General features: G+C 63.0%; 26 protein-coding genes. 13 read left to right on the forward strand and 13 right to left on the reverse strand.

Annotation, left to right across the window (positions count from 1 at the left end):
- The first annotated feature begins 20 nt into the window (after nt 1–20).
- Nucleotides 21–935, forward strand: coding sequence for a glutaminase (locus PQR67_RS14300; RefSeq protein WP_408459950.1), 915 nt, complete (start codon nt 21–23; stop codon nt 933–935).
- 95 nt (nt 936–1,030) lie between these two features.
- Here the strand turns inward: PQR67_RS14300 and PQR67_RS14305 are convergent, their stop codons facing one another.
- Together PQR67_RS14305 and PQR67_RS14310 are read right to left on the reverse strand one after the other, a co-directional pair.
- Nucleotides 1,031–1,315 carry a Fis family transcriptional regulator gene (locus PQR67_RS14305; RefSeq protein ID WP_408459953.1) on the reverse strand — a complete coding sequence of 95 codons (285 nt, stop codon included), beginning with the start codon at nt 1,313–1,315 and terminating at the stop codon, nt 1,031–1,033.
- Between the two features lie 33 nt (nt 1,316–1,348).
- Entirely contained in the window at nt 1,349–1,705 is a 357-nt protein-coding gene (locus tag PQR67_RS14310) for a type II toxin-antitoxin system RelE/ParE family toxin (protein WP_408459956.1), read from the reverse strand.
- 434 nt (nt 1,706–2,139) lie between these two features.
- On the opposite strand from PQR67_RS14310, the gene PQR67_RS14315 reads away from it, so the two are divergent.
- The 3 genes from PQR67_RS14315 to PQR67_RS14325 all read left to right on the forward strand — a co-directional run bounded on the left by PQR67_RS14315 (nt 2,140) and on the right by PQR67_RS14325 (nt 5,500).
- Entirely contained in the window at nt 2,140–3,126 is a 987-nt protein-coding gene (locus PQR67_RS14315; RefSeq protein WP_408459959.1) for a PadR family transcriptional regulator, read from the forward strand.
- An 82-nt stretch (nt 3,127–3,208) separates the two neighbouring features.
- Nucleotides 3,209–4,036 carry a siderophore-interacting protein gene (locus PQR67_RS14320; protein WP_408459962.1) on the forward strand — a complete coding sequence of 276 codons (828 nt, stop codon included), beginning with the start codon at nt 3,209–3,211 and terminating at the stop codon, nt 4,034–4,036.
- Nucleotides 4,037–4,243: 207 nt separating this feature from the next.
- Nucleotides 4,244–5,500, forward strand: a complete 1,257-nt coding sequence (locus tag PQR67_RS14325; RefSeq protein WP_408459965.1) for an MFS transporter — start codon at nt 4,244–4,246, stop codon at nt 5,498–5,500.
- 353 nt (nt 5,501–5,853) lie between these two features.
- Here PQR67_RS14325 and PQR67_RS14330 read toward each other — a convergent pair whose 3' ends face one another.
- From PQR67_RS14330 to PQR67_RS14355, 6 genes are all read right to left on the reverse strand, one after another.
- Nucleotides 5,854–7,002 (reverse strand): enoyl-CoA hydratase/isomerase family protein, encoded by a 1,149-nt coding sequence (locus tag PQR67_RS14330; protein WP_408459968.1) that lies wholly within the window; start codon nt 7,000–7,002, stop codon nt 5,854–5,856.
- Entirely contained in the window at nt 6,999–7,835 is an 837-nt protein-coding gene (locus tag PQR67_RS14335; RefSeq protein ID WP_408459971.1) for an enoyl-CoA hydratase, read from the reverse strand. Before PQR67_RS14335 ends, PQR67_RS14330 begins: the two co-directional genes overlap by 4 nt.
- A complete protein-coding gene (gene mmsB, locus PQR67_RS14340) occupies nt 7,832–8,746 on the reverse strand; it encodes a 3-hydroxyisobutyrate dehydrogenase (RefSeq protein WP_408459974.1) in 915 nt (304 codons plus the stop codon). The genes PQR67_RS14335 and mmsB overlap by 4 nt, the downstream gene beginning before the upstream one ends.
- 42 nt (nt 8,747–8,788) lie before the next feature.
- A complete protein-coding gene (locus PQR67_RS14345) occupies nt 8,789–10,306 on the reverse strand; it encodes a CoA-acylating methylmalonate-semialdehyde dehydrogenase (protein WP_408459977.1) in 1,518 nt (505 codons plus the stop codon).
- 68 nt (nt 10,307–10,374) lie between these two features.
- Entirely contained in the window at nt 10,375–12,066 is a 1,692-nt protein-coding gene (locus PQR67_RS14350) for an AMP-binding protein (protein ID WP_408459980.1), read from the reverse strand.
- Nucleotides 12,067–12,165: 99 nt separating this feature from the next.
- Nucleotides 12,166–13,299, reverse strand: coding sequence for an acyl-CoA dehydrogenase family protein (locus PQR67_RS14355; protein ID WP_408459983.1), 1,134 nt, complete (start codon nt 13,297–13,299; stop codon nt 12,166–12,168).
- A gap of 296 nt (nt 13,300–13,595) precedes the next feature.
- On the opposite strand from PQR67_RS14355, the gene PQR67_RS14360 reads away from it, so the two are divergent.
- The 6 genes from PQR67_RS14360 (at nt 13,596) to PQR67_RS14385 (ending at nt 20,180) form a co-directional block, all read left to right on the forward strand.
- Nucleotides 13,596–14,642, forward strand: a complete 1,047-nt coding sequence (locus PQR67_RS14360; RefSeq protein WP_408459986.1) for an AraC family transcriptional regulator — start codon at nt 13,596–13,598, stop codon at nt 14,640–14,642.
- Between the two features lie 82 nt (nt 14,643–14,724).
- On the forward strand, nt 14,725–16,392 hold the full coding sequence (locus tag PQR67_RS14365) for an NfeD family protein (RefSeq protein ID WP_408459989.1): 1,668 nt from the start codon (nt 14,725–14,727) through the stop codon (nt 16,390–16,392).
- On the forward strand, nt 16,389–17,162 hold the full coding sequence (locus PQR67_RS14370) for a slipin family protein (protein ID WP_408459992.1): 774 nt from the start codon (nt 16,389–16,391) through the stop codon (nt 17,160–17,162). Before PQR67_RS14365 ends, PQR67_RS14370 begins: the two co-directional genes overlap by 4 nt.
- 138 nt (nt 17,163–17,300) lie before the next feature.
- A complete protein-coding gene (locus PQR67_RS14375) occupies nt 17,301–17,558 on the forward strand; it encodes a DUF4148 domain-containing protein (RefSeq protein ID WP_408459995.1) in 258 nt (85 codons plus the stop codon).
- Nucleotides 17,559–18,081: 523 nt separating this feature from the next.
- Nucleotides 18,082–19,383 (forward strand): NCS2 family permease, encoded by a 1,302-nt coding sequence (locus PQR67_RS14380; RefSeq protein WP_408459998.1) that lies wholly within the window; start codon nt 18,082–18,084, stop codon nt 19,381–19,383.
- A gap of 266 nt (nt 19,384–19,649) precedes the next feature.
- Entirely contained in the window at nt 19,650–20,180 is a 531-nt protein-coding gene (locus PQR67_RS14385) for a cytochrome b (protein WP_408460001.1), read from the forward strand.
- 27 nt (nt 20,181–20,207) lie between these two features.
- Here the strand turns inward: PQR67_RS14385 and PQR67_RS14390 are convergent, their stop codons facing one another.
- On the reverse strand, nt 20,208–20,498 hold the full coding sequence (locus tag PQR67_RS14390; protein WP_408460004.1) for a DUF1488 family protein: 291 nt from the start codon (nt 20,496–20,498) through the stop codon (nt 20,208–20,210).
- A gap of 425 nt (nt 20,499–20,923) precedes the next feature.
- On the opposite strand from PQR67_RS14390, the gene PQR67_RS14395 reads away from it, so the two are divergent.
- Together PQR67_RS14395 and PQR67_RS14400 are read left to right on the forward strand one after the other, a co-directional pair.
- The gene (locus PQR67_RS14395; protein ID WP_408460007.1) at nt 20,924–22,930 is read left to right on the forward strand and encodes a sigma-54-dependent Fis family transcriptional regulator; all 2,007 of its coding nucleotides are present in this window, start codon (nt 20,924–20,926) and stop codon (nt 22,928–22,930) included.
- A 98-nt stretch (nt 22,931–23,028) separates the two neighbouring features.
- Nucleotides 23,029–23,343 carry a 2Fe-2S iron-sulfur cluster-binding protein gene (locus PQR67_RS14400; protein WP_408460010.1) on the forward strand — a complete coding sequence of 105 codons (315 nt, stop codon included), beginning with the start codon at nt 23,029–23,031 and terminating at the stop codon, nt 23,341–23,343.
- Between the two features lie 14 nt (nt 23,344–23,357).
- On the opposite strand, the gene PQR67_RS14405 is transcribed toward PQR67_RS14400, so the two are convergent.
- From PQR67_RS14405 to PQR67_RS14415, 3 genes are all read right to left on the reverse strand, one after another.
- Nucleotides 23,358–23,552, reverse strand: coding sequence for a YqaE/Pmp3 family membrane protein (locus PQR67_RS14405; RefSeq protein WP_408460013.1), 195 nt, complete (start codon nt 23,550–23,552; stop codon nt 23,358–23,360).
- Between the two features lie 80 nt (nt 23,553–23,632).
- Nucleotides 23,633–23,827, reverse strand: coding sequence for a DUF1653 domain-containing protein (locus PQR67_RS14410; RefSeq protein WP_408460016.1), 195 nt, complete (start codon nt 23,825–23,827; stop codon nt 23,633–23,635).
- Nucleotides 23,828–24,018: 191 nt separating this feature from the next.
- Nucleotides 24,019–25,365 (reverse strand): glutamine synthetase family protein, encoded by a 1,347-nt coding sequence (locus PQR67_RS14415; protein ID WP_408460018.1) that lies wholly within the window; start codon nt 25,363–25,365, stop codon nt 24,019–24,021.
- Nucleotides 25,366–25,380: 15 nt separating this feature from the next.
- Here PQR67_RS14415 and PQR67_RS14420 point away from each other — a divergent pair, with 15 nt between their 5' ends.
- A complete protein-coding gene (locus tag PQR67_RS14420; RefSeq protein ID WP_408460021.1) occupies nt 25,381–25,569 on the forward strand; it encodes a hypothetical protein in 189 nt (62 codons plus the stop codon).
- On the opposite strand, the gene PQR67_RS14425 is transcribed toward PQR67_RS14420, so the two are convergent.
- The gene (locus PQR67_RS14425) at nt 25,566–26,123 is read right to left on the reverse strand and encodes a helix-turn-helix domain-containing protein (protein ID WP_408460024.1); all 558 of its coding nucleotides are present in this window, start codon (nt 26,121–26,123) and stop codon (nt 25,566–25,568) included. The genes PQR67_RS14420 and PQR67_RS14425 overlap by 4 nt on opposite strands.
- Nucleotides 26,124–26,142 lie beyond the last annotated feature (19 nt).

A 26,142-nucleotide genomic window follows, 5' to 3' on the forward strand; every position in this document is an offset into this window, starting at 1 on the left:
GCTCCAACGGTCCGAGCCCAATGAACTACGCCTCCATCCTCGAACAGATTCATCGCGATCTTCAGCCTTTTCTGGGCGCCGGCAAGGTCGCCGATTACATTCCCGAACTCGCGAACGTCCCGGCCGACAGTTTCGGCATGGCGATCGTCACTGCTTCGGGCGACGTGTTCCGTACCGGCGCCGCCGACACGCGCTTTTCCATTCAGAGTATTTCCAAGCTATTCGCCTGCACCCTCGCGTTCCGGCTGCTCGGCGACGATCTCTGGCAACGCGTGGGGCGCGAGCCGTCGGGCAACGCCTTCAATTCGCTGGTCCAGCTCGAAGCCGAACACGGCAAGCCGCGCAATCCGTTCATCAACGCGGGGGCACTGGTTGTCACCGACGTCTTGTGCCGCCGTTTCGTGCAGGCCGAAACCGCGCTGGTCGAATTCATGCGGCGGCTGACGGGCGAAATCAGCATCGACTACGATTCGCGCGTCGCCCAGTCGGAGTTGCAGCACGCCCACCGCAACCGCGCGATGGCGCATTTCATGGCGAGCTTCGGCAACATGGAGATGCCGCCGGAGGTGGTGGTCGACGCTTATTGCCGGCAGTGCGCGATTTCGATGAGCTGCGTCGAGCTGGCGAAGGCGGCGCTGTTTCTGACCAATCATGGCGTGGTGCCCACTACGGACGAACGGATTCTCGACACCAGCTCCGCAAAACGGCTTTCCGCGTTGATGCTGACCTGCGGCACCTATGACGCGGCAGGCGACTTTGTTTACCGGGTCGGCTTGCCGGCGAAAAGCGGCGTGGGCGGTGGGATCGTCGCGGTGCTGCCGGGCGAGATGGCTGTGTGCGTGTGGTCGCCCGGGCTCGACGGTAACGGGAATTCGCTGGCGGGGGTGTTGGCGCTGGAATGGTTGACGACTTACACGGGGCGGTCGATTTTTTGATCTGGATTTTTCCTTGGCCTGCTACCTGCAGGTGCATTCACGACCGCCTTGCTCATCAAGAAACGCGTTGAACGGCACGCTCGTGTGCCGTTCGTTCAAGCTGCAAGTTCGAAGCGAAATTTTTTCCCAAGCGCCGCAGCCGCGCTCGCCAACGTAGTCAACGTCAGGCTCGTATCAGTTTCATCCAGCAGTCGATTGAGTGCCGCGCGACTGGTCTTCATCTTTGCCGCCATTGCGGTCTTTGACAGATGCTGGGCTTTCATTTCCTGTTCAATCTGCCAGGCAATGACACGCTTCATCGCCGTAGCAGTGGCGTCTTCCAGCATCGCCTCTTCGGCCAGGAAGTCATCAAAATCACTGCCAATATGCTTGTTTGCCATGTTTAACTCCTTGGCCATCACTCATCCTAAAATTTACCTGGCGTTTCTCAACTGACGCAATCGGTCTTTTGCAAGATCCAGGTCTTCCTGCGGCGTAGCCTGAGACTTTTTGATGAATCCATGCAGCAGGGCAATATCGCCAGCCACCAAAGTGAACAGCACTCGCGCGATCCGCCGGGGAAGGTGAATACGAATTTCCCAGAGATCCTTGCCCATTTTGCGCACCAGCGGCATCCCAATAGGCCAGCCGATCTGTACGGTTTTTATGTCTTCACCAACAATCCTGCGATCTTCTGCACTGAGACTTTTAAGCCACTCCCGAACTGGCTCGTTACCTGCATCCGTCCGAAAAAATTTAACAGCAAGGACAACTTGAACCGTCTTTGACATCGCGACTGCTCAGAAGAATTGACATCTATTGAATGCTTTGATCGTACCAACATTGGTACGAATTGGCAACAAGCAGAAATATGCGTCCCGCGGGTGAACGATGTTCGGACAATGCGTTTCCCCTTTCGCCAACGCGCGCTGCCGCGACTCACCCCATACGCTCGATAGTCCTACGTATAGCGCCGCCGCCCTCCAATCCCGGCCGCGCGGCGCCCCAGGCTCGATTGCGCCAGGATCTCAACGATTAAGCACCCAATCGCCGCCGTTGCCGTTATTGGCTACGCACAACCGGGCAATTGCGGGAAGTTCGTTTTCACGCCCTGCCCATTTGTAACACCACCTTCCGGCACCCCACATCGCAAAAATAAGTTTGACAAACTATCTTTAGATATATATCTTACGATGCATCTTAAGACACAAACGGAGTACCCAAGATGCGTCATCACCATCGGTTTTCCCGTTCGCGTGGCGCGGACGACGGTTTCTTCGCCGGGCATGACCGCCCGTCCCTGCGTGAGCTTTGGCATGCGTTCGCCCGTCATTACGAGCGTGGCGAAGAAGGTTCCGACCGCCGTCACGGCGGTCGCGGCGACTGGCATGAGTTTCAGGGCGACGAGCGTGGCCGTGGCGGCCGCCACGAATTTCATGGCGGCGAACGCGGCCATGGCCGTCATGGCGAGCGCGGCGAAGGCCGCCGCGACCACGACGGCTACCGCTTCGCCCGCTTCGGCTACGACCGCTTCTCGCTTCACGCACTGTGGCACGCGATCGGCCGTGATCACGAGCATCGCGGCGGCGGTCGTGGCGGACGCTTCGGTGGTGGTTCAGGCGGCTTCGGCGGCGGCCCGGGCGGCTTCGGCGGCGACGGCGACGGTTTTCCGCGCGGCCGCAAATTCAGCTCCGAAGACCTGCAATTGCTGCTGCTCTCGATGATCGACGCCCAGCCGAGCCACGGCTACGAACTGATCAAAGCGCTCGAAACGCGCTCGAACGGTTTCTATAGCCCGAGCCCGGGCATGGTCTACCCGGCGCTCACGTATCTGGAAGAACTCGGCTACGTGACCGTGCAACTCGAAGGCAACCGCAAGCGCTACGAACTGTCGGAAACGGGCCGCGAGTACCTGAACGCCAATCGCGACCGCGTCGAATTGATGCTCGCCAAACTGTCGCACATCGCCCGCAAGATGGACTCCGTGCGCCGCGCGTTTGCCGGCGAGGAACAGGCCGACGTTAGCGAAGGCGGCTGGTTGCCGGAACTGAGCCAGGCGCGCCGCGCGCTGAAGCACGCGCTCCTACGCCGCGACAACGTGCCGGCCGACGAGCAGCGCCGCATCGCCGCCATCCTGATGCGCGCGGTCAATGAAATCGAAGGCGAAGGCACCCCCGGCAGCGACGAAGCCAGCGGCGAGACGACCGTTTGAGATCGCGCCACCCGGCACTCGCGCGTGAAGGCGCCCATGCTCGCCTTCGCGCGCCAATTCAACTACGAGGAATGACACCCTTATGCTGACAAATGACAATCGCGCCGATCTGGCAGTCCATCGCGTACGGCATCCGCTGAAGTTCCGTCTGTTGCAGGTCAAGCAAGTCCACGCGCTGAACCCGCATCTGATTCGCGTCACCTTCACCGGCGAGGATCTGCACGACTTCGTGTCCGCTTCGTTCGACGACCACATCAAAGTGTTCTTCCCCGAACCCGGCGCCGACAAACCGGTGTTGCCGGAAGCCGGTCCTGACGGTCCCGTGTTTCCCGCCGGCCAGCCGCGGCCGATCGCCCGCGATTTCACGCCGCGCCGCTTCGATGCCGAGGCGCGCGAACTGGACATCGAATTCGCCATGCACGAGGCCGGTCCGGCTGCAACGTGGGCGGCGCAAGCCAAAGCGGGTCAGTACCTCGGAATTGGCGGCCCGCGCGGCTCGCTGGTGATTCCGACCGGCTTCGACTGGCATCTGCTGATCGGCGACGACACCGCATTGCCGGCCATTGCCCGCCGCCTTGAAGAACTGCCGGCCGGCGCACGCGTCGCGGCGGTGATCGAAGTGGCCGATCCGTCGGCACAGATCGAATTCGCGACGCAGGCCGAGTTGCATATGGTCTGGCGCCATCGCAGCGAATCGGCCTATCGCGGCGAGGCGTTGCTGCAGGCCGTACGCGAAATCTACTTGCCGGACGATGGCGAAGGCTACGTATGGGCCGCCGGCGAATCCGCGACGATGCGTGCGGTGCGCTATCACCTGTGCACGGAGCGCGGCGTCGACAAGTCGCGCATTCGCGCGGCCAGCTACTGGAAACAAGGTGCCGAAGCGGTACACGAATCGCTCGACGATTGACCGTCCATCGCGTGCGCGCAGCGACGTGCGTGCGTACGTCGGTCAAACCGAGTGAGCCGAGCGAGCTGTCTGGGCTACGGGAAATTCGATCGCGGGAGATACGCAGGCCGTGGCGGATGCATGACCCGCATCGTCCCTATGAGCATCGCCCGATGCGTGGGCCGCCGGCAGCGGTGAGCTTCGAACCAATAGACAAGGAATTGACTGATGTACTCAATTAGCACCAGACACGAGCGCCGATTACTGTGGCTGCTTGCGCTGACCCAGTTCACCATCATCATGGACTTCATGGTGATGATGCCGCTCGGCCCGCAGATCATGCACTCGTTCAGCATCACACCGGCTGCGTTTGCAACGGCCGTATCCGCGTATTCGTGGTGTTCCGGGTTGTCGGGCTTATTCGCGGCGACCTATATCGACCGTTTCGACCGGCGCCGTTTGTTGCTGACCGTCTATGCGTTGTTCGCGCTGTCGAATCTGGCGTGCGCGTTGGCGACCAGCTTTCCCCTTCTGCTTGCCGCGCGCGCATTTGCCGGCATTACGGGGGGCGTGTTGGGCTCGGTGATCATGGCGATCGTCGGCGACGTGATCCCGGTGCAACGCCGCGGCGCGGCGACGGGGACGATCATGACGGCCTTTTCATTGGCCGCGATTGCCGGCGTCCCGGCTGGCGTGATGCTGGGCGCGCACTTCAACTGGGCCGCGCCGTTCTACTTGCTGGTGGTGCTGTCGCTGGTCGTCTGGATTGCTGGCTGGCGACTGGTGCCTTCGCTTGCCGAGCACCTGAGCCGCCGTCAGCCGGCGCTTGGCGAGGTGCTGCCTGATTTGTGGCGACTCCTGAGCAACCCACGGCATATGAATGCGTTTGCGCTGACGTTCATGATGATGATCGCGCATATGCTGGTGATCCCTTTTATCTCACCGGTACTGGTTGCCAATCACGGCGTGGCGCCGGCGCAATTGTCCTGGTTATACATGGCGGGTGGCGCGGCAACGTTCTTCACATCGCGCCGGGTGGGCAGGCTTGCTGACCGGTTTGGCACGCAGCGCGTCTTCCGGATTGCGGCGCTCCTGTCGTTTCTACCCGTCCTGTTCGTAACGCATCTGCCGGACTTGCCGTTCTACGCACTGGTCATGTTTTTCCCATTCTTCATGGTGCTAATGTCCGCGCGCATGATACCAATGCAAGCACTGCTGACAACTGTCCCGGAGCCCACGCGCCGAGGCGCTTTTCTTAGCGCCAATAGTGCACTGCAAGCCTTGGGCACGGGGAGCGGCGCATGGATTGGTGGTCTTATGCTGAGCAACTCACCAACCGGCCAGATCGTGGGATATGGAACGGTCGGCTGGGCAGCGGTCGCCGTCGCGCTGATTGGGGTGTTCTGGGTATCACGAGTACACGGGGCGCAAAGCGCACCACCGCCGACCCGCGTCTTGGGAGGCACCACAGTAGGAGAAGGTTAAAGTAAGGAGTAAGGAGTAAGGAGTAACGAGAAAGGAGCAACGCGCCCCCCTCCGGAACGACCGCATCGGCGCGCGCAGCGCCGCCGGAAGAATGACTGCTGTGTCACAGACGCGGAGTGTGCGGGAACACAGATTCCAGATGCACCACTACCGCGGCTGTGCGGGGGACCCGCTTAAGAGCTGGCGGTGTGAGCCGCTTTCTCTTGCTTACTTCTCTTTGCGGCCGGCAAAGAGAAGTAAGTGCCGCCCCGCACAGGGGCAACACTAATAGACCGATAACAAATCAAGGAGAGGCCAAAGAAGCCAGAACACAGAAAAAAACCCCCGAATCAACCGCGCCAGCCGCCAGGCCCTCAACCTTCTTCCACCCCCAACCCCGCCAACGGATGAGTCTCCCGCTTCCACGGCGAAGCCAAAAAATGCCTCACCCGTTCCGGCCGCACCTCCGCGAGCGTCGCGGGCGCCCACCGACTCTTACGATCCTTGTCGATCAACTGAGCCCGCACGCCTTCGCAGAAATCACCCTCCTCGATCACCCGCCTGACGATACCCAACTCCATCCGGAAGCACTCAGCCAAGGTCATCTGCCGCCCACGCAGCAAAGCCTCGCGCGTAACATACAGCATCGTGGGCGAATGCCCGACCATGGCGTCATAAGCCGACTGCAACCACTGCCTCACTTCGCGCGGCGGTTCCCGCTCCAGATCGTGTCGCAACGTCGCGACGATCCGCTCGACGCTCGAACGCCGGTCGAAATGCCTCAGCATCAACGGGGTAAACGAACCCAACGCAGCGTGCGGAACGATGTTGCACGGCGGTTCAAACACCCCGCGCAAGCCAGTCATCAGGTCGCCGGCGTGCGACATGCGCTGCAGGCGCTCTTCAAAAGTCCCAAGCCACTCGGCCGGCACGCAAAGATCGGCCAGTTGCAGGCGCAGCGCATCGGCGCCGGATAAGGTCGCGCCGGTGAGCCCAACGTAGAGTTCGACCTCGGCCGGCATCACACTCAGAAAACGCGTCGCGCCGACGTCGGGCAGAAAGCCGATGCGCGTCTCCGGCATCGCGATCTTGCTCCGCTCCGTGACGATGCGCAGCCGCGCCCCCTGGCCGAGCCCCATGCCACCGCCCATCGAAATACCGTCGAGCAAGGCGACTACCGGCTTCGGAAACGTGTGCAGCGCGTAGTCGAGCCGGTATTCATCGACGAAAAACGCCAGCCACCGGCTGTCGCCATTCTTCGCGAGCCGGTGCACCTCGCGCACGTCGCCGCCGGCGCAAAAACCCTTGGCGCCCGCACCCTTCAGCACAAGGGCCACGATGCCGTCATCGGTACGGCAATGTTCGACCAGTACGGCAAGCTCGCGCACCATCGCATGCGACAGCGCATTGAGCGCGGCAGGCCGGTTCAGCGTGATGATCGCCACGCGGTTGACCACGCGAAACAGAATCTCCCGTTCCGCTTCGACGCTCGTATCGGTGGCGACGCTCTGCAAAGCGCTCATCGACGAGTCTCCTGCCCGACGTTGGCGACCTGCCCGGCGTTCCCTGCAGACTCAGCCTGCGTCACCTGCCAGCGTGGTGCACGTTTCTCGAGAAACGCGTTGACGCCTTCGCGCTGATCGGCGCCGTCGAACAGATCGACAAAGCGTTCTCGCTCCACCGCGAGAGCCGCCGTGCGCGGCACGCCGTTACGGCCCTGGTGAATCAGCATTTTGCTAAAACCAACGGCCTGCGGGCTCAATGTTGCGACACGCGCCGCCATGGTCAGCGCGGCCTCGCGTGCGGCGCCCTTTTCCACCACTTCTTCGACGAGACCGATGCGCAACGCGGTCGCCGCATCGACCCGTTTGCCGGTCAGGATCATCCGCTTGGCCCAGCCTTCACCCACCAGCCACGGCAAGGTCTGCGTCCCGCAGCCGCAGGGCAGCAAGCCCACCGCCGTTTCGGGCAGCGCCATCACGGCATGCTGTTCGGCGATGCGGATATCGCAGGCCAGCGCGCATTCGAGCCCACCGCCCATGGCATAACCGTTGATCGCCGCGATCACCGCCGGCCGCGCGTTCTGCAAGGTCTCGAACGCCGAGCCGAAGCGCGTCGCCGCCGTGCGCGCGACCTCGCGATTGCCGTCGGCGAACGTGTTCAGGTCGGCGCCCGCGCTGAAAAACTTGGGGCCTTCGCCCGTGATCACGATGGCTCGCACACGCGCTTCGTCATTCAGACGTTCGACGGTCTGCTGCAACATCAGCAAGCCGTCCGGCGTGAATGCATTCGCGGGCGGCCGCTTGAGCGTCAGCAGCGCAACGGCGCCGTCGTGGGCGTAGTCGAGTTCGATCATGACGCGCTCCCGTCCTTGCCGTCGTCGCTGTCCTTGCGATAGAGCTTGATCACCGCGGAAAAGTCCAGACGTCCCGCGCCCTTCGTGCTCATCGTTTGATAGAGCTGTTGAGCCAAAGCGCCGAGATACACCGGCTGACGCGCGAATTTCGCGGCGTCGGTGGCAAGGCCCAAATCCTTGAGCATCAGATCGGTGCCGAACCCGCCGGTATAACCGCGCGTGGACGGCGCGGTTTCGATCACGCCGGGCATCGGATTATACGTGTCGGAACTCCAGCAGCGGCCTGTCGAGGTATTGATGATGCTGCCCAGCACTTTCGTGTCGATGCCGAGCGCCTCGCCCAGCGACATCGCCTCGGCCACGCCTGCCATCGTGATGCCGAGCACGAGGTTGTTGCAGATCTTCGCGACCTGGCCCGTGCCGGTGTCGCCGCAATGCACGATGTTCTTGCCCATCGCCGAGAGCACCGGTTTGACCTGCTCATACGCGCTTGCGCTGCCGCCGACCATGAAGGTCAGCGTGCCCGCCGCCGCGCCGCCGGTGCCGCCCGAGACAGGTGCGTCGACGAAGGTGTTGCCGCGTTGCGCGGCCAGTTCGGCAAACGCCTTCACGCTGGCCGGGTCGATGGTGCTCGAGTCGATGATCGTCACGCCTTTCGCGATTCCCGCGAGCACGCCGTCATCAGCGCTCAGCACGCTGCGCACGTGCGCGGCCGCGGGCAGCATCGTGATCACACATTCGACGCCGGTCACCGCCGCTTTCGGAGAAGCCGCCGCGGTGGCGCCCGCGTCGACGAGCGCCTGCACCGCTTGTGCGCTGAGGTCGAATACGTTGACCGCGTGCCCCGCCTTGAGCAGGTTGAGCGCCATCGGCGCGCCCATGTTGCCGAGTCCGATAAAGCCTATTTTCATGGTGTCGTCTCTCATTCCATGCAAAGCAGTAGACCTGAGCGATCAGCGCAGGCTGATGGTCGTGTTGACGCCGTCGTTGACGGTGTTGTCGTCGAACCAGCGGGCGGTGACGGTTTTGGTCTGCGTGTAGAACTGCACGACCTGTTTGCCGTACGGCCCGAGGTCGCCGAGTTTCGAGCCGCGCGAGCCGGTAAAGCTGAAGAACGGCACCGGCACGGGAATCGGAATATTGATGCCGACCTGGCCAATATCGATCTCGCTCTGGAACTTGCGCGCCGCCGCGCCGCTTTGCGTGAAGAGGCCCACGCCGTTGCCGAACGGATTGCGGTTGACGAGCGCGATCGCGTCGTCGAGCGTGGCTGCATGCAGCACCACCAGTACCGGGCCGAAGATTTCCTGACGGTAGATCTCCATGTCAGTGGTGACATCGGCAAAGACCGTCGGGCCGATAAAGTTGCCTTGCTCATAGCCCGGCACTTTCGCGTCGCGGCCGTCGAGCGCGAGCGTTGCGCCTTCTTTCACGCCCTTTTCGATCAGGCCGAGAACGCGCTGCTTCGCGGCGCGCGAGACCAACGGGCCGATGTCCGTATTCGGTTCGTTACCGGCATTGACCTTCAACGTCTTCGCCTTCGCGACCAGATCGGGCAGCCACTGCTGCGCGGCACCAACCAGCACGACCACCGAGGTGGCCATACAACGCTGTCCCGCGGCGCCAAACCCTGCGCCCGCCAGCGCATTCAAGGTCTGCTCACGGTTCGCATCGGGCAGCACCACGGCGTGGTTCTTTGCACCCATCATCGATTGCACGCGCTTGCCGTGTTCGCTGCCGAGGCGATAAACATGCGTGCCCACCGCCGTCGAGCCGACGAAGGAAATCGCCTTCACGAGATCGTGCGTGCAGAGCCCGTCGACGACCTCCTTGCCGCCATGCACGACATTCAGCACACCCTTCGGCACACCGGCTTCGAGCGCCAGTTCGACGAGTTGCATCGTCGATAGCGGGTCCTGCTCGGACGGCTTCAGCACGAACGTATTGCCGCAGACGATCGCCATTGGGAACATCCACAGCGGGATCATCGCGGGGAAATTGAACGGTGTGATGCCGGCGCATACGCCGATCGGCTGACGCAGTGTGTACGTATCCACGCCGCCGGCGACGTTCTCGGCGAATTCGCCCTGCTGCAAGGTGCCGATCGAGCAGGCGTGCTCCACGACTTCGAGCCCGCGGAAGATATCGCCTTCCGCGTCGGGAATCGTCTTGCCCTGCTCGGCGCTCAGGGTCCTGGCGATGCGCGGCGAATGCTCGCGAATCAGCGCCTGGAACTTCAGCATGATGCGCATGCGCGCGCCGACCGGCGTGTCCTTCCACGTCCTGAACGCAGCGTGTGCCGCCTGGATCGCTTCGTTCACTTCATCGGCGGTGGCGAACGGCACGCGTGCGAGCACCTCTTGCGTGGCCGGGTTGACGATGTCGCGCCATTCGGCGGTTTTGGATTCGACAAACTCACCGTTAATCAACAACTTGACGGTGGGAACCGGGTTCGAAACGATTGCGTTCATGCTGGAACTCCTGGGCAGTGGCCGTATCAGTGGCTGTCTATGGCCGAACAATGACTGGGATTAAAAAATCAACGCAGATCCGGGAAGTCCTCTTCCCAGTACTCGCCGGGCAGGCGCGCGGGCTCGGCCTCGCGCTCCATTTCGCGGCGCCTCAATTCGACGCGGCGGATCTTGCCGGAGATGGTTTTCGGTAATTCACTGAATTGCAGACGGCGAATCCGTTTGTACGGTGCAAGCTTTTCGCGCGAGAACGCGAAGACCGCGCGTGCGAGTTCAGGGCCGGCTTCATAGCCCTGACGCACGGTGACGAACGCCTTGGGCACCGACAGGCGCAGCGCGTCGGCACTCGGCACCACGGCGGCCTCGCCGATCGCTTCGTGCTCGATCAGCACGCTTTCGAGTTCGAACGGGCTGAGCCGGTAGTCGGACGATTTGAAGACGTCATCGGCGCGGCCGACGTAGACGTAGTAGCCGTCATCGCGGCGCAACGCGACGTCGGACGTATGGTAGAAACCGTTGCGCATGGCTTGCGCGGTGGCGTTGGCGTTGTTCGCGTAGCCGGTCATCAAACCGAGCGGGCGTTCGGCCAGCGGCAGCGAGATTTCGCCTTCAGTGGCGGGTTGATCGTCGGCATCGAGGAGTTCAATCCGGTAACCCGGCAGCGCCCGGCCCATCGACCCAGCCACCACCGGTTGCCCCGGCGGGTTGCCGATCTGGCAGGTCGTTTCGGTCTGGCCGAAACCGTCGCGAATCGTGATTCCCCACGCGTGCTTGACGCGCTCGATGATCTCCGGATTCAACGGCTCGCCTGCGCCGACGATCTCACGCAGTTTCACCGGATAGTCGGTGAGATGCTCCTGCACCAGCATGCGCCAGACCGTGGGCGGCGCGCACAGCGTGGTGACGTTGAAACGCACCAGCACGTCGAGCGTGTCTTTCGGCACGAAACGCGGGAAGTTGTAGACGAACACACAGGCCTGCGCATTCCATGGCGCGTAGAAGCAACTCCACGCGTGCTTGGCCCAGCCCGGCGAGCTGATGTTCCAGTGAATATCGTTCGGCTGCAGACCGATCCAGTACATGGTCGACAGATGGCCGATCGGGTAGCTCTGGTGCGTGTGCTCGACCAGCTTGGGCTTGGACGTGGTGCCCGACGTGAAGTACAGCAGCAGGGGATCGGTGGAACGCGTGACGCCTTCGGGCGTAAATTGCGGCGCTGCGTCATAGGCTGCGGCAAGGTCGACCCAGCCCTCGCGTGGCGTGCCGACGGAGATGCGTGTGAGCGGCACGTCGAGCGCATCGAACTTGGCCAGCTCCGCGCTATCCACAACCACGAATTGCGCGCCACCGATCTGCACGCGGTCGCGTACGTCGTCGGCGGAAAGCTGGGTGGTGGCCGGCAGCACGATCGCGCCAAGCTTCATGGCCGCGAGCATCACGTCCCACAGTTCGACGCGGTTCGGCAGCATCAGCAGTAAGCGGTCGCCGCGCCCCACGCCGAGACCGCGCAGGAAGTTCGCCATGCGCGACGAGCGCTCCGACATCTGCGCGTACGAGAGACGCACGCCGTTACTGGCCAGATCGTCGACGATCCACAGCGCCGGGTTGTCGTTGTCTCGCGCGATCACGTCGAAGTAGTCGAGCGCCCAGTTGAACTCGCCCGGCGCCGGCCACGCGAATTCGCGGTAGGCGCGGTCGTAATCGGTTCGGTGGCGCAGTAACAGGTCACGCGCTTCGAGAAAGCCCTTCGCTACAGTCATCGTCGTCTCCAGGTGGCGCGCTATGCGCTCTGCTTTTTAGCTTCTACGTGTTGCCCGGCTCACAGCCTATTTTGCGCTCAAACACCGTTTGATTCGCGTTTAGAGCTGGCGCGCAATCACCATCCGCTGCACTTCACTCGTTCCTTCGTAAATCTGCGTGATGCGGGCGTCGCGATAGTGGCGCTCCACCGCGTAGTCCTCGAGATAACCATAGCCGCCGTGAATCTGGATGGCTTTCGAGCAGACGTCCTCGGCGATTTCCGAGGCGAACAGCTTGGCTTGCGATGCCTCGGATAAACATGGCAGGCCTGCCGTGCGCAGCCGCGCCGCGTGATGCACAAGTAGACGCGCGGCGTTCAGACGGGTCGTCATATCGGCGAGCATGTTGGCGATGGTCTGGTGGTCTTTCAGCGCCTTGCCGAACTGCACGCGTTCGTTCGCGTAGCGGCGCGCGGCGTCGAACGCGGCGCGTGCTATGCCGACCGCTTGCGCCGCGATACCGATGCGGCCGCCCTCGAGATTCGACAACGCGATGCGCAGGCCTTCGCCCGGTTCGCCGAGCAGATTGGCTTCGGGCACCGCGCAATCGTCGAACGAGATGGGACAGGTGTCCGATGCGCGAATCCCGAGCTTATGTTCTGGTTTGCCGACGTTGAAGCCCGGCGTATCGGTCGGCACGATGAAGGCCGACAGGCCACGCTTGCCGCGCTCAGGATCGGTGACGGCAAACACGATCGCGATATCGGCGCGCGCCCCGTTGGTCACGAACTGCTTGCTGCCGTTGAGCACCCATTTGCCGTCGCTGAGCACAGCGCGGGTGCGCAGATTGTTCGCCTCGGAGCCGGCTTGCGGTTCGGTCAGGCAGAACGCGCCGATGGTACGCCCGGTGGCGAGATCCTTCAGATAGCGGTCTTTTTGTATGTCGGTGCCGTAGTTCAGGATCGGCCCGCAGCCGACCGAGTTGTGCACGCTCATCAGCGTCGCGCAGGAAGCGCAGCCCGCCGCGATCTCTTCGATCGCGAGCGCATAGGCCACGTAGTCGGTATAGGAGCCGTCCCACTCGGACGGCACGATCATGCCGAGAAAACCCAACTCGCCCATTTGCGTGACGACTTCCGCCGGCAGTCTCGCCTCGCGATCCCACTGGGCGGCGTGCGGCGCAAGGCGCTCAGTGGCGAAATCGCGGGCTGCGTCGCGGATCATCCGCTGTTCGTCGGTGTAGAAGCTGTCCATGGCTCGATCCTGTTATGTGCATCGAATCGCGGCGGCGAGGCGCTATGTCGTCCTCCGCAACGCGTGGCGGGCGTAGTCTGCCTCGCCGTGGTGTCTCCGGACGCTGCGTTCCGCGATCGATTCAGTTCAAGTGTAGGCAAGCCGCCGGACAGGTTCGATGCTCAGCCCGATCATTCTGTTTGAGCGCATTTGCCATGCCGGTATCATGTAAGACCGGATCAGCCCAATTTTTCAAGGGTTTAGCAGGTCACCCCAAGGAAAATGTTGAGCGCGTTTGCCAGACAGTGATGAAAACCATGAAGAACTTCAAAAGCGATCGGGGCACCGTTTCCGTCAGCCTGGTCGAAGAGGCCCTGGCGTTGGCGCGGGCACGCGGTTTCGATGCGCTGCCGCTTGCCGAAGCCGCCGGCATTGCGGCAACCCTGCTGGCGTCGCCGAAAAGCCGGGTCTCGTCGGCGCAGTACGGCGCGTTGTGGGCCGGCATCGCCCGCGCGCTGGACGACGAATTCTTCGGCCAGGACTCGCATCGCATGAAAAGCGGCAGCTTCATCGCAATGACACAGATGGCGCTCGGCGCGCGTAACGGCGCGCAAGCGCTCGCGCGGGCGGTTCGCTTCATGCGCTTCGTGCTGGACGATCTTGGCGCGCAGATCGACACGGATGCGCAGCGCGTGCGGCTGCGGTATGTCGAACGCGAAGGCGCGAGGCCGCCCGCCATGTTCGCCTACGCGACCTATTTCATCCTCGTCTACGGCCTGTTGTGCTGGCTGGTGGGGCGGCGCATTCCGCTCATCGAGGCGCGCTTTCGCTGCCCCGAGCCGCCCGCCGCGCATGAGTACCGCCTGATGTTCTGCGACGACATGGCGTTCGATCAGGCCGAGTCGTATGTCGACCTCTCGCCTGCGTTTCTCGATCTGCCGGTGATCCAGACCGCCCAGTCGGCGAAGCCGTTTCTGCGCGATGCGCCCGGCAGCTTCATCGTCAAGTACCGCAATCCCGGCTCGCTCACCGCACGGGTGCGCAAGATGCTGCGCGCGCTGCCGATGGCCGGCTGGCCCGCCGCCGACCAGATGGCGCTGCGCCTGAACGTCGCCGAAGCGACGATGCGGCGGCATCTGAAGCAGGAAGGCTATACGTATCAGTCGATCAAGGACGACTTGCGGCGCGACATCGCAATCGGTGAGTTGCAGGACAGCGGGCGCACGATCGCCGACATCGCCGCCGCCGTGGGTTTTGCCGAGCCGAGCGCGTTTCATCGCGCGTTTCGCAAGTGGACCGGCATGCGGCCGGGCGACTACCGGCCGGCGCATGCGGATTTCACGCGTCGCACGGAATCGGACTAAGCTGTAAGGAGCAGGCCAGCCTTTTTGGGGTAGCGGCCCGCGCTGGCCGATACCCGTCGGCATGGCGCGGCAGCCGTCAGCGATGAGCACGTATCCGCGTCTCCCGTTCCGGCAGTCTGGTTCGCGCGCCGCGCTTATCCGTGGCGGCGTCGTGGGCCGGTTGATGCGCGGCATAACCGCGTTCGGCGTCCTGTTGACGCTCGGGTTCGCGTTGTGCGAAAACGCGCCGCCGGCCTGGGCCGCGGAAGGCGCCATCGCGCCGAATAGCGTGATCGTGATCCCCGTGAATGGCGCGATCAGTCCGGCCAGCGCAGACTTCATCGTACGCAGCCTGCAGCGCGCCGCCGACAGCCGCGCGCAACTCGCCGTGTTGCAACTCGATACGCCCGGCGGGCTGGATACGTCGATGCGGCAGATCATCAAGGCGATTCTCGGTTCGCCCGTGCCGGTCGCCACGTTTATCGCCCCAAGTGGCGCTCGCGCCGCGAGCGCCGGCACCTATATCGTCTACGCCAGCCATATTGCGGCGATGGCGCCAGGCACCAATCTCGGCGCGGCGACGCCGATCCAGATGGGTATCGGCGGTGCGGAACCGCCCGCAGGCGGCGGTATGCCGGCCCTGCCTGGCGGCGGAGCCGGCACGGGCACGGGCGGACAACAGAACGGACCCGGCGCGCCCGCCTCACCCAGCCCGGCGAACTCGCCGAACGTGGCAAGCGCGGCCACCTCGGCTAGCGCCGCCCTGCCGCTCGACACCCAATCCACCGAAATGCGCAAGCAGGTCCACGACGCGGCCGCCTATATCCGTGGCCTCGCCCAGATGCGCGGACGCAATGCCGACTGGGCCGAGCGCGCCGTGCGCGAAGCCGTCAGCCTGTCGGCCGGCGAAGCCCTCGCGCAGCACGTGGTCGATCTGAATGCGCGCGACATTCCCGATCTGCTGCGCCAGTTGAACGGCCGCACGATCAGCACGAGCCGGGGCGACGTCAGGCTCAGCACCGCCAACGCACCGGTCGTCACGCTCGAAGCCGACTGGCGCAGCCAGTTCCTCGCGGTCATCACCGATCCGAACGTCGCGCTGATGCTGCTGATGATCGGCATGTACGGCCTTTTCTTCGAGTTCGCCAATCCGGGCTTCGTGCTGCCGGGCGTGGTGGGCGCCATCAGTTTGCTGATGGGGCTGTTCGCGATGCAGATGCTGCCGGTCAACTACGTCGGGCTCGGCCTGATCTTTCTCGGCATCGCGTTTCTGATCGGCGAGGCGTTTCTGCCAACCTTCGGCTCGCTCGGCTTCGGCGGCGTGGTCGCCTTCGTGATCGGCGCGCTGATGCTGATCGATACCGACGTGCCCGGCTACGGCATTCCGCTGCCCCTGATCGCGGCGGTGGTCGTGTTCAGCGTCGTATTCGTGTTCGGGGTGTCGAGGCTCGCGTTGCGGGCGCGGCGCCGGCCCGTGGTGACCGGCTCGGAAGGGCTGATCGGCAGTCTCGGGGTCGTGCTCGACGGAGGCCTCACGCCGGACGGCGGCGCGCCGCCCGGGGATACAACGGCTGGCGCAATGGCAATCGCAAACGCAAACGCAACAGCGGGTGGCGCGCTGGCCGGCTGGGCGCAGGTGCAAGGTGAACGCTGGCGGGTGTCCAGCACGGCCCCGGTCGCGGCCGGTCACGCGGTGCGCGTCACGGCGCGGCGCGGACTGACGCTGACCGTGGTGCCCGCGGAAGCACAACAACAAGGAGAACGCACATGATCGGTTTCACATTTGGCTTCAGCAGCATTCTGATTCTGCTGATTGCCGTACTGATTGCTTCGTCGATACGGATTTTTCGCGAGTACGAACGCGGCGTGGTGTTCATGCTCGGCCGCTTCTGGAAGGTCAAGGGACCGGGTCTCGTGCTGATCATCCCGATCGTGCAGCAGGCGGTGCGCATGGATTTGCGCACCGTCGTGTTCGACGTGCCGCCGCAAGACGTGATTACGCGCGACAACGTTTCGGTGAAGGTCAATGCGGTGGTGTATTTCCGCGTCGTCGATCCGGAGAAGGCGGTGATCCAGGTGGCCCGTTATTTCGAGGCGACCAGCCAGTTATCGCAAACCACCCTGCGCGCGGTGCTTGGCAAGCACGAACTCGATGATCTGCTGGCGGCTCGCGAGCAACTGAACGCCGACATCCAGAAGGTGCTCGATGCACAGACCGACGCGTGGGGCATCAAGGTGTCGATCGTCGAGATCAAGCACGTGGACATCAACGAAACGATGATCCGCGCGATTGCCCGTCAGGCCGAAGCCGAGCGCGAACGGCGCGCCAAGGTGATTCATGCGGAAGGCGAATTGCAGGCCTCGCAGCATCTGCTGGAGGCGGCGCAGACGCTGTCGAAACAGCCGCAGGCCATGCAGTTGCGTTACCTGCAAACCCTGACGACGATTGCCGCCGACAAGAATTCGACGATCGTTTTCCCGCTGCCGATCGATCTGCTGAGCGCGGTGCTGGATCGCTTCACCAAGCCGTCGGCCTCCTGAAGCGAGGATGACGCGGCCGCAACCGGCGCCGCTTTGGATCGCTGGATGAAATGGTGCATTACGTTCCACCGGCTTAATCAAAATGCTTACGAAAATTAAAATACGAGGGTCGTTTTAACCGCTCCATAGGAGCCAATCATGAAAATCGTTTCTCTAGTTGGACTCGGCGCGCTGCTGGCCGCCGTTGGCATGAGCACCGCGTTTGCGCAAACCTCACGGCCTTATGACCCGTCGGCGCCGCTCACGCGCGCCCAGGTGAAAGCCGATCTGGCCGACTGGCGCGCCGCCGGGTACGATCCGCTCGACTGGATCGACTATCCAGACAACGCGCAACGCGCCGGCCGCATTGTCGCCGCAAGACGGGCGCAGCAGATGGGCGGGAGCATGACGCAGTAATCAGTTTCACCCCTGCCTTGAAATGGCAAGCCGGCCGCCGGCGACTGCAACGGTCGCTAGCGACGCCGGCCTGTTGTGCCTTACTTCTTCGCACTTGGGCGCGGAGTTGAGGCATGCGCGTCCCGTCTCCCGTGTTGCATCTCCCGCCTCCCGCCCCGCTCAAAGCCCTCACAGCCCTCACAGCCCTCACAGCCCTCACAGCCCTCACAGCCCTCACAGCCCTCACAGCCCTCAAAGCCTGCCGTCCCGCGCCGCAACATTGCAAACCCGCTTGCCACGCCATGCCGCGCGGCGCGTTGACGAGGTATCATCTCGCCCCTTCGACGAAGCCCGCGCTCACGCAATTTGAGCGCCGCAGCCAATCGTGATTACAATCCGCCGGTAGACTTGCCTGCGTGGCGCATCAGAGCCGTGCCGGACGGTGCAGTCATCGCGCAATCGTCGCGCAGTTGCCGGCCCATCGGCTGCGCATAGCCCGTATCAATCACAAGAAACGCTTTTTAAACAACGAGAGACCCGCCACATGGACTCCATAAAACGATACTTTGGCTTCGACGCCGCCGGCACCGACCTGCGCACCGAAGTGCTCGCAGGGCTGACGACCTTCCTGACGATGGCCTACATCATCTTCGTCAACCCGGCGATTCTCGGCGACGCCGGCATGCCGAAGGACGCGGTGTTCGTCGCGACCTGCATCGTGGCCGCGCTGGCCTCGCTGATCATGGGCTTTTACGCCAACTATCCCATCGCGCTCGCGCCGGGCATGGGCCTGAACGCGTACTTCGCATACACCGTCGTGAAGGGCATGGGTTTCACGTGGCAAGCCGCGCTCGGCGCGGTTTTCATTTCCGGCTGCCTGTTCCTGATCGTCACGCTGTTTCGCGTGCGCGAAGTGATCGTCAACGGCATTCCGCATTCGATACGCATTGCCATCACCGGCGGCATCGGCCTGTTTCTCGCGATCATTTCGCTGAAGACAGCCGGCGTGGTGGTCGGCAATCCGGCCACGCTCGTCACGCTCGGCGATCTGCACAACCCGCATGTGATCCTCGCGGTGATCGGTTTCTTCGCGATCGTCACGCTCGACTTCCTGCGGGTGCGCGGTGCGATCCTGATCGGCATTGTCGGCGTGACCGTGCTGAGCTTTTTCTTCGGCGGCAATCAGTTCCACGGCATCGTCTCCGCACCGCCGTCGATCTCGCCGACGCTCTTCCAGCTCGACATTCGCGGCGCGCTCTCCACCGGCGTGCTGAACGTGATCCTGGTGTTCTTCCTCGTCGAACTGTTCGATGCGACCGGCACGCTGATGGGCGTGGCCAATCGTGCCGGGCTGCTGGTCGAAGGCAAGATGTTCCGGCTGAATCGCGCCCTGCTCGCCGACAGCACAGCGATTCTGGCCGGCTCGATGCTGGGTACATCGTCGACCACCGCGTATATCGAAAGCGCGTCGGGCGTGCAGGCCGGCGGCCGGACGGGGGTGACGGCGATCACCGTCGCCGTGCTGTTCCTCGCGGCGCTGTTTTTCGCGCCGCTGGCGGCCGTGGTGCCCGGCTACGCGACGGCGCCTGCTCTGCTGTACGTGTCGTGCCTGATGCTGCGCGAAATGCTCGATCTGCCGTGGGACGACGCCACCGAAGTCGTGCCGGCCGCCCTCACCGCACTGCTGATGCCGTTCACCTACTCGATCGCCAACGGCGTCGCGTTCGGTTTCATCTCGTATGCGGGCCTGAAACTGCTGACCGGGCAGGCGCGCAAAGTGAAACTGGTGGTGTGGATCATCGCGGCGATTTTCCTGTTCCGCTATTTCTATCTCGGCAGCGAATAAGCACATCGACGCCTGGCGCGAAAGCTTGGAACAAGCCCGGGACAAGACGTGGCGGGGCGTGATGTGGCGTGACGCGATGGTGCGCAATGTAATGCGGCGCCACGCGTCGCTCCCCCGACGTAAAGCGTCGCGACAGCGTCGCCGTGTCTGGCCACGATTCGGTCTGGATCAACAATCGTTTTGCAGAAGGCGCCCGTTCAGGTCGGGCACCCTTTATCATCCGATGATTGAAAAAAACCAACAATCTGGTCACCGGAGTTCCCTGCATGTCCTACAACCGCGCCTCGGACCGCTATACGGCGCCCGCCATCTTTTTCCACTGGGCAATCTTTCTGCTGGTGGCGCTCGCCTATCTTGCAATCGAAATACGCGGGCCGAAAGGGTCTGACAGCCGGGCGTTCTGGAGCAGCGTGCATTTCTGGGCCGGCACCCTCGTGCTGGCGTTGGCGGTCCTGCGCCTGCTGTGGCGGCTTTGGGCCGGCGCGCCCGCGGAAATCGCGAGCAACCGGCTGCTCGCGTTTCTGGCGCGCGGCGCGCATCTCGCCCTCTATGTTTTTATCTTCGCGCAGCCGCTGCTCGGCATCCTGCTGATCAATACCGGCGGGCATCCGGTCACGCTCGCCTGGATCAACTTCAGTTACACGCTGGTCGGCGCGGACCCGGTTGCCCGGCCCGCGCTCAAAACCGCGCACGAGTGGCTCGGCAACGCGTTTTATTGGGTCATCGGACTGCACGCACTGGCGGCGATCGCGCACCACGTGGTGTTCAAGGATCGGACCCTGCGGCGGATGGTTTGATCCGCTTCAGGTCTTCGGCGGGAGCGCTCAGTTGCGCCAGTTCGCCTCATAGAAACGCACGTAGCCGCTTCTGAGCACGAGGCACTGCGCCCGCGTTTCCGATAGCAGACGTCTCGTCGCTGCTTCGATCCGGGCCCGATGCGCGTCGAATGCGTCGACCATGTCTTCCAGACGCGGCGAGGCAGCGCCAAAGTGATCTTCCAGCGCCTCAGCCGTGATCATGCACTCCACCCTTTGCCCATCGATCATTGCCGGGAACGCCAAGGTAAGTTCGCGACCTGAATACTCAGGAGTTTCGTTCGGGAATTGGATTTGCATGGGATTCACCTGAAAGGTTGAGTGCTGCGCATGGGTCCATTGGTACTGCGCACGCGGGTTGAATCTGGTCGCACCTGCAGCGCTTTTTCCTCCCGGTCGGATGCTGATAGCGCGGATCCGTCACCCCACGGTTACGCGCGCGTACTTCGCGCCCCGCGGAGGTGATTGGATTCACTGTAGACGACTTCGGGCGCTGCGCAAGTTTTCCTTTCCGTTTGCTTTGTTTTGGTGCCTGACGTGCTGTTTTGAGGCACCGCTTCCTGATCCCGCGAGCTGGTTTTTTGCTGCCGTGCGGCTTTCGCCCCGGTCCCGTTTCGTCCTGTAATATCGGTGTTCAGCCGCAAGCACGCACGCTCCCGTATGCTGCACTGCGCAACGCAATGGCGGGCAATGCACCTGCCGGGTCCGATAACCGGAGACATGCTTTGACTCATCGCCCTGCCACGCCGCCCACCGTCGGTCGGCCAGATGTCATCGCGCAAGCTCACGCCCGTTCACTCGAAGTCGGCCTGCGTGCGTCGGAAACGCCGGACTTTCATCCGCTGCGCCGCCTTGCGCTGCGTGAGCTTGTCGATCGCAATCAGTCGCTCTATACGCATGCGCTCCCCGTCATGGAGACGTTGCACGCGCAAATCGTCGACACGCAAAGCATGGTGTTGCTTACCGACAATCACGGCGTGATTCTCCACAGTCTCGGCGACAGCGACTTCGTTGAAAAAGCCAATCGCGTCGCGTTGTGTCCGGGCGTATCGTGGGCCGAAGCGGATCGCGGCACGAACGCGATCGGCACCGCCCTCGTCGACGGACAACCGACCGTCGTGCATGCCGGCGAGCATTTCCTGCACGCGAACCGGATCCTGACCTGTTCGTGCGCGCCGATCGCGGATCCGTTCGGGCGCACGATCGGCGCGCTCGATGTCAGCGGCGACACACGCGGCTTCCACAAGCACACGCTTGCGCTCGTCCGGATGTCGGCGCAGATGATCGAAAATCATCTGTTCTCCAATCAATTCGCCGACGCGATTCGTGTCCACTTTCACGCACGCTCGGAATTCATCGGCACGTTGTACGAAGGACTGGCCGCGTTCGCGCCGGATGGCACGTTTCTGTCCGCGAATCGCAGCGCGCTGTTTCAATTCGGGCAGCCGCTCGCCGACCTGCGAAGCCAAAGCTTCGATGCGCTATTCGGTATCGCCTTCGCCCGGCTGCTACAGCAGATCGCCCGCGCGCCCGGCGAAAGCGTCGAGTTGACCTTGCCGAGCGGCGTGCGCGTGGTCGCACGCGGTGAATTTGCGACGCCGCGCTATGTGGCGTCGGCAGAAGCCATGCCTGACACGGCACGTACCGCCAGTTCCAACGGGGCGCGGGCCGCGGCCAGACCCAGCGAAGCCACGCCTCCCGCGCCACCTGCCACACTCGAAACGCTCGATACGGGCGACGCGCAAGTCAGCGCCATCCTGCGAAGAGTCGCCAGGCTGCGCGGCCGCGATATTCCCATTCTCGTGCTCGGCAAAACCGGCACCGGCAAGGAATGGCTCGCCCGCGCGATCCATCACGATTCGCCGCGGCGGGCCGCGCCCTTCGTCGCGCTGAATTGCGCATCGCTGCCCGATACGCTGATCGAGGCGGAATTGTTCGGCTATGAGGACGGCGCGTTCACGGGTGCAAGAAAACGCGGCAGTGTCGGCAAGATCGTGCAGGCCGACGGCGGTACGCTTTTTCTCGACGAAATCGGCGATATGCCGCTCGCCCAGCAAGTGCGCCTGATGCGCGTGCTGCAGGAGCGCACCGTCGTGCCGCTCGGTGGCACGCGGGCGATTCCGGTCGATCTGCGCATTGTTTGCGCGACCCACCGCAATCTGCGCGAGATGATCGAAGCCGGTACTTTCCGCGAAGACCTGTATTACCGGATCAACGGCCTTGCCGTCACCTTGCCGGCGCTGCGCGAACGGAGCGATCTGGCGGCGCTCGTCGAACGCATGCTGGACTTGCAGCCGGATGACGAGCGTTTGCCGCGCCGCGTGTCCGATGAGGTGCTGGAACGGTTTGCGCAATGCCGCTGGCCCGGCAATCTGCGGCAATTGGCTAACGTGCTGCGCACCGCAAGCATCATGGCCGAAGGTGCGAAGCAGATCGAACTCGATGATTTGCCGGATGATTTTCTGCAGGATTGCGGGGATTCGCCGGCCGGCGCCGGCGCTGGCGTCCAGCCGCTCGCTGCGCAATCAGCTAATGGCGATGCGAGCCGCGGGCGCGAGAAAACGGCCGCGCCGGTGAATACGTCGTCCGCCCGGATGGAAGACTGGCAGGCTACCTTGATCGCACAAACGCTCGCGCGGCTCGACGGCAATGTGTCGGCGGCGGCACGCGAGTTGGGGTTGGCACGAAACACGGTGTATCGATATATGCGGCGTGGAAGCACAACGCATTGATCTCGCGACGCTGAGGCCTGGACGTTCTGCCTTGTGCCGCGCTGTAAGCGCGTTGCGTAACGTGTAAAGTGTGGCGCAATCCGTCACCCGCTCACACGATGTCCGACTCCACCCGCCCGCCTCTCGTTCGCGTCGAGCCGCTCGGCCAAAGCTTCGAAGCGCCCGCTTCGCTCACGATCCTCGAAGCCGCCGGCTTTGCGAATCTGCGCCTGCCGCGCTCGTGCCGGAATGGCACGTGCCGAACGTGCATGTGCAAAATGACTGCGGGACGCGTGCGCTACACGATCGAATGGCCAGGCCTCAGCCGGGAAGAAAAAGCAGAAGGCTACATCCTGCCGTGCGTGGCAATCGCCGAAACCGACGTGGTGCTCGACGCGCCGGATGCGGCCGAACTTCAGCCGCAAGGCGGATGACTTCACATCCGGCCTTAACGGCCGTTGCCCATCGCCCGGGCGATTTTCTTGTCGGTGTTGTACTGGCTCAGCGCATACACCGACCAGATCGCGGCCGGAATCCAGCCAATCAGCGTGATCTGCAGGAACAGGCAAATGATGCCGGCAAACGGCCGGCCAATCGTGAAGAACTGAAACCACGGCAGAATGATGGCAAGCAATAAACGCATTCAGATTTCCTGTTTGTATTGACCTGGCGGCGCGCGTCCTTCAACTACGGCCGCGCTTGCGATCGCTTGAGCGAGCCGCCCTAGTTGATCGGCGCGAAGCGCGGCACCTTGGCGCCGTCGATTTCGACCAGCTCGAAAAACACCAAAGCCGGACGCGTCCAGATCGTACCATTGCTGGCTTTGTACACGATCATCGTGACCGTTGGATTCGACTCCAGCGTGGCCTCGCAAACCAGTTCGTAAATACCGCCTTTGTAGTGTCGATAACGCACCATTCAACTGCTCCTGTCCCGGTCGACGGAATTTCTATAAACGGACCGACGTGCTCCGAAACAGAGCACGCGGTTTTGTTGCGAGCGCTATTCTAAACCGTGACGGTGCGTGAAAAATCACGGATAGAGACTCACGCGACAAGCGATCGACAATCGCAATGCATGGCTGCCCACGTGGCAAAACGCGCCAGCGTTCAAAGGAACCAGCGGTACTCGCGCGCGTTCACCTCGTTCATGAAATCCAGGTGGTCCTGCCGCTTGTTCTCGCAGTAGACCATGACGAACTCTTCGCCCATTCCCGCGCGCACAACCGGATGATTCTGCATCGCGGCGACGGCCGTGAGCATGTCTTTCGGGAAGTCGATCCCACTTGTGCGGTCCTCGTTGAGCGGCGCGATGGGCTCGCGACCGGCGTCCAGCCCGTGCTCCATACTGGTGAGGATGGCGGCCAGCACAAGATAAGGATTCGCATCGGCACCCGCTACGCGATGTTCAATGCGCAGGTTGCGATCATCCGATTCGGGAATGCGAATGCAGGCGTCACGGTCTTCAAAACCCCAGCTGCCGCGGCTCGCGGCATTCGCCTTCCAGCCGTAGCGGCGAAACGCGTTGTGATTGGCAGCAAAAACCGGCATGCAATGCGGCAGCAGCGCGAGGCACCCGGCCACCGCGTGGCGCAATGGACGCTGGCGGTCCGCTGCCAGCAGGTTGTTGCCGGCCTCATCGTAGAGACTCACGTGCACGTGCATGCCGCTGCCCGGCGCATGTAGATAAGGCTTGCTCATGAAGCTGGCGCGGTAGCCATGTTTCATCGCCACGCCGCGCGTGCTACGGCAGAACAAGGCGGCCCAGTCCGCCGCGCGCAGACCATCGTCGCTGTGACCAAAGTTGATCTCGAACTGCCCCGGTCCCAGTTCGGCTGTGATCACGGTCGCCTCCACGCCCTGCTCGCGCGTGGCGTCGACCATCTCACCCAGCACAGCGGAGAAACGCGACAGCCGCTCGATATGCATGTTTGGCTGATCGTCACGGTCGTCACAGAACGGATCGCGTGGGAACTGCGGCAGGCCGTTCTCGAGCCTGGCGTCGAACAGGTAGAACTCCAGTTCGAACGCCACGACCGGGCGGATGCCGCGCCGCTCGAGGCGTTTCAGCACGCGCGCCAGCACCTCGCGCGGTTCGAACTCGATAGGTGCCTCGGTGCCGTCCGAGCTGATCAACATCTGCCCCAACGGCTGACTTTCCCATCGCGCCGGTTTGAGGGTGCCGGCAATCAGGCGGCGCACCGCATCGGGGTCGCCGTCGTTGAAGCAATAGTCGCCAATCGGGTACAGGCCGCCCTGCGCGCCTAGCAGGATGCAGTTCTGCGGCAGTTTCAGGAGACTGCCTGCCGCAACCTTCTCAAGCATATCCACGGGGTACCGCTTGCCGTAAAAGTGCCCCGGAATATCCAGGCAAATGAGGTCGACGTAACGCACCTCGGGATAGGCCGCGCGGAAGGCTCTCACTTCGCTAAGCAGGTCTGCGCTGGGGGAAGTCATGGTGTTGTCCTTCTCATGCAAAAGGTGATGATTGAAATTCAGTTCAAGGTTGCGATGGACCGGGACAGGCAGGTCGGCGACACAGCGGCACGTGACATTCACGACGGCCGCTCATCGCATTCATTTACCAGCCCATTAATTAGCGATCCGAATTTTTATTCAGCGCAGCATCTCTGCTGCCTGCAGGTTCGACCGGAATCCTAGGCGAACACCCAAAGCACCCGTGTCGGTTGATCGGAAAGGTTGGCGTAGCGGAATCGCGCGTGCGCCGGCACCTGGAAGCCGTCGTTAGGGCCAAGGGTCACCGGCTGCGCCCCGTCGTCCAGCCAGATGGTCAACTCGCCTTCAAGGACGAAGCCACCTTGCTCGTCGCTGTCGTTCAACGGTCTATCGCCGCTGCTGGCGCCTGGGGCCAGGTGACTTTCCAGCATGGAGAAACCCGCCGACATATTCGGCGACACCAGCACGTCAGTCACGCCCTCGGCGTAATAGAGAGTGCGGCGTTCGTCCGGCCGGGTTACCCAAGGCAGCGCGCGCGGCTTGCTCAGGTTATAGAAATACGTGGTGGGTACGCCCAGCGCTTCACCAATGGCAGTCAGGTCGCCCACGGTCGGACGCGAGAGGCCGCGCTCGATCTGGGAGAGGAATCCCACCGAGCGGCCGATCTTTTCCGCCAGGGCGCCCAACGTTACTTTCTTATGCTTGCGCAGATCCCGAATCAGTATTGCGAGACCTTCAATTTCTTCCTGCTTGTTCATCTTCCGCCCCCTCTCCTTC

It is taken from the genome of Paraburkholderia fungorum, assembly GCF_046026025.1.
GTDB classification, from domain to species: Bacteria; Pseudomonadota; Gammaproteobacteria; order Burkholderiales; family Burkholderiaceae; genus Paraburkholderia; species Paraburkholderia fungorum_E.

What these genes read in the sequence shown, in the direction of transcription:
- PQR67_RS14375 (WP_408459995.1), top strand. Translation starts at nt 17,301, where the DNA reads ATGAAAATCGTTTCTCTAGTTGGACTCGGCGCGCTGCTGGCCGCCGTT.
- PQR67_RS14350 (WP_408459980.1), bottom strand. Translation starts at nt 12,066, where the DNA reads ATGACTGTAGCGAAGGGCTTTCTCGAAGCGCGTGACCTGTTACTGCGC.
- PQR67_RS14360 (WP_408459986.1), top strand. Translation starts at nt 13,596, where the DNA reads ATGAAGAACTTCAAAAGCGATCGGGGCACCGTTTCCGTCAGCCTGGTC.
- PQR67_RS14315 (WP_408459959.1), top strand. Translation starts at nt 2,140, where the DNA reads ATGCGTCATCACCATCGGTTTTCCCGTTCGCGTGGCGCGGACGACGGT.
- PQR67_RS14300 (WP_408459950.1), top strand. Translation starts at nt 21, where the DNA reads ATGAACTACGCCTCCATCCTCGAACAGATTCATCGCGATCTTCAGCCT.
- PQR67_RS14345 (WP_408459977.1), bottom strand. Translation starts at nt 10,306, where the DNA reads ATGAACGCAATCGTTTCGAACCCGGTTCCCACCGTCAAGTTGTTGATT.
- PQR67_RS14330 (WP_408459968.1), bottom strand. Translation starts at nt 7,002, where the DNA reads ATGAGCGCTTTGCAGAGCGTCGCCACCGATACGAGCGTCGAAGCGGAA.
- PQR67_RS14385 (WP_408460001.1), top strand. Translation starts at nt 19,650, where the DNA reads ATGTCCTACAACCGCGCCTCGGACCGCTATACGGCGCCCGCCATCTTT.
- PQR67_RS14320 (WP_408459962.1), top strand. Translation starts at nt 3,209, where the DNA reads ATGCTGACAAATGACAATCGCGCCGATCTGGCAGTCCATCGCGTACGG.
- PQR67_RS14335 (WP_408459971.1), bottom strand. Translation starts at nt 7,835, where the DNA reads ATGATCGAACTCGACTACGCCCACGACGGCGCCGTTGCGCTGCTGACG.
- PQR67_RS14425 (WP_408460024.1), bottom strand. Translation starts at nt 26,123, where the DNA reads ATGAACAAGCAGGAAGAAATTGAAGGTCTCGCAATACTGATTCGGGAT.
- PQR67_RS14400 (WP_408460010.1), top strand. Translation starts at nt 23,029, where the DNA reads ATGTCCGACTCCACCCGCCCGCCTCTCGTTCGCGTCGAGCCGCTCGGC.
- PQR67_RS14305 (WP_408459953.1), bottom strand. Translation starts at nt 1,315, where the DNA reads ATGGCAAACAAGCATATTGGCAGTGATTTTGATGACTTCCTGGCCGAA.
- PQR67_RS14370 (WP_408459992.1), top strand. Translation starts at nt 16,389, where the DNA reads ATGATCGGTTTCACATTTGGCTTCAGCAGCATTCTGATTCTGCTGATT.
- PQR67_RS14390 (WP_408460004.1), bottom strand. Translation starts at nt 20,498, where the DNA reads ATGCAAATCCAATTCCCGAACGAAACTCCTGAGTATTCAGGTCGCGAA.
- PQR67_RS14355 (WP_408459983.1), bottom strand. Translation starts at nt 13,299, where the DNA reads ATGGACAGCTTCTACACCGACGAACAGCGGATGATCCGCGACGCAGCC.
- PQR67_RS14420 (WP_408460021.1), top strand. Translation starts at nt 25,381, where the DNA reads ATGCAAAAGGTGATGATTGAAATTCAGTTCAAGGTTGCGATGGACCGG.
- PQR67_RS14405 (WP_408460013.1), bottom strand. Translation starts at nt 23,552, where the DNA reads ATGCGTTTATTGCTTGCCATCATTCTGCCGTGGTTTCAGTTCTTCACG.
- PQR67_RS14365 (WP_408459989.1), top strand. Translation starts at nt 14,725, where the DNA reads ATGAGCACGTATCCGCGTCTCCCGTTCCGGCAGTCTGGTTCGCGCGCC.
- PQR67_RS14380 (WP_408459998.1), top strand. Translation starts at nt 18,082, where the DNA reads ATGGACTCCATAAAACGATACTTTGGCTTCGACGCCGCCGGCACCGAC.
- PQR67_RS14310 (WP_408459956.1), bottom strand. Translation starts at nt 1,705, where the DNA reads ATGTCAAAGACGGTTCAAGTTGTCCTTGCTGTTAAATTTTTTCGGACG.
- PQR67_RS14325 (WP_408459965.1), top strand. Translation starts at nt 4,244, where the DNA reads ATGTACTCAATTAGCACCAGACACGAGCGCCGATTACTGTGGCTGCTT.
- PQR67_RS14415 (WP_408460018.1), bottom strand. Translation starts at nt 25,365, where the DNA reads ATGACTTCCCCCAGCGCAGACCTGCTTAGCGAAGTGAGAGCCTTCCGC.
- PQR67_RS14410 (WP_408460016.1), bottom strand. Translation starts at nt 23,827, where the DNA reads ATGGTGCGTTATCGACACTACAAAGGCGGTATTTACGAACTGGTTTGC.
- mmsB (WP_408459974.1), bottom strand. Translation starts at nt 8,746, where the DNA reads ATGAAAATAGGCTTTATCGGACTCGGCAACATGGGCGCGCCGATGGCG.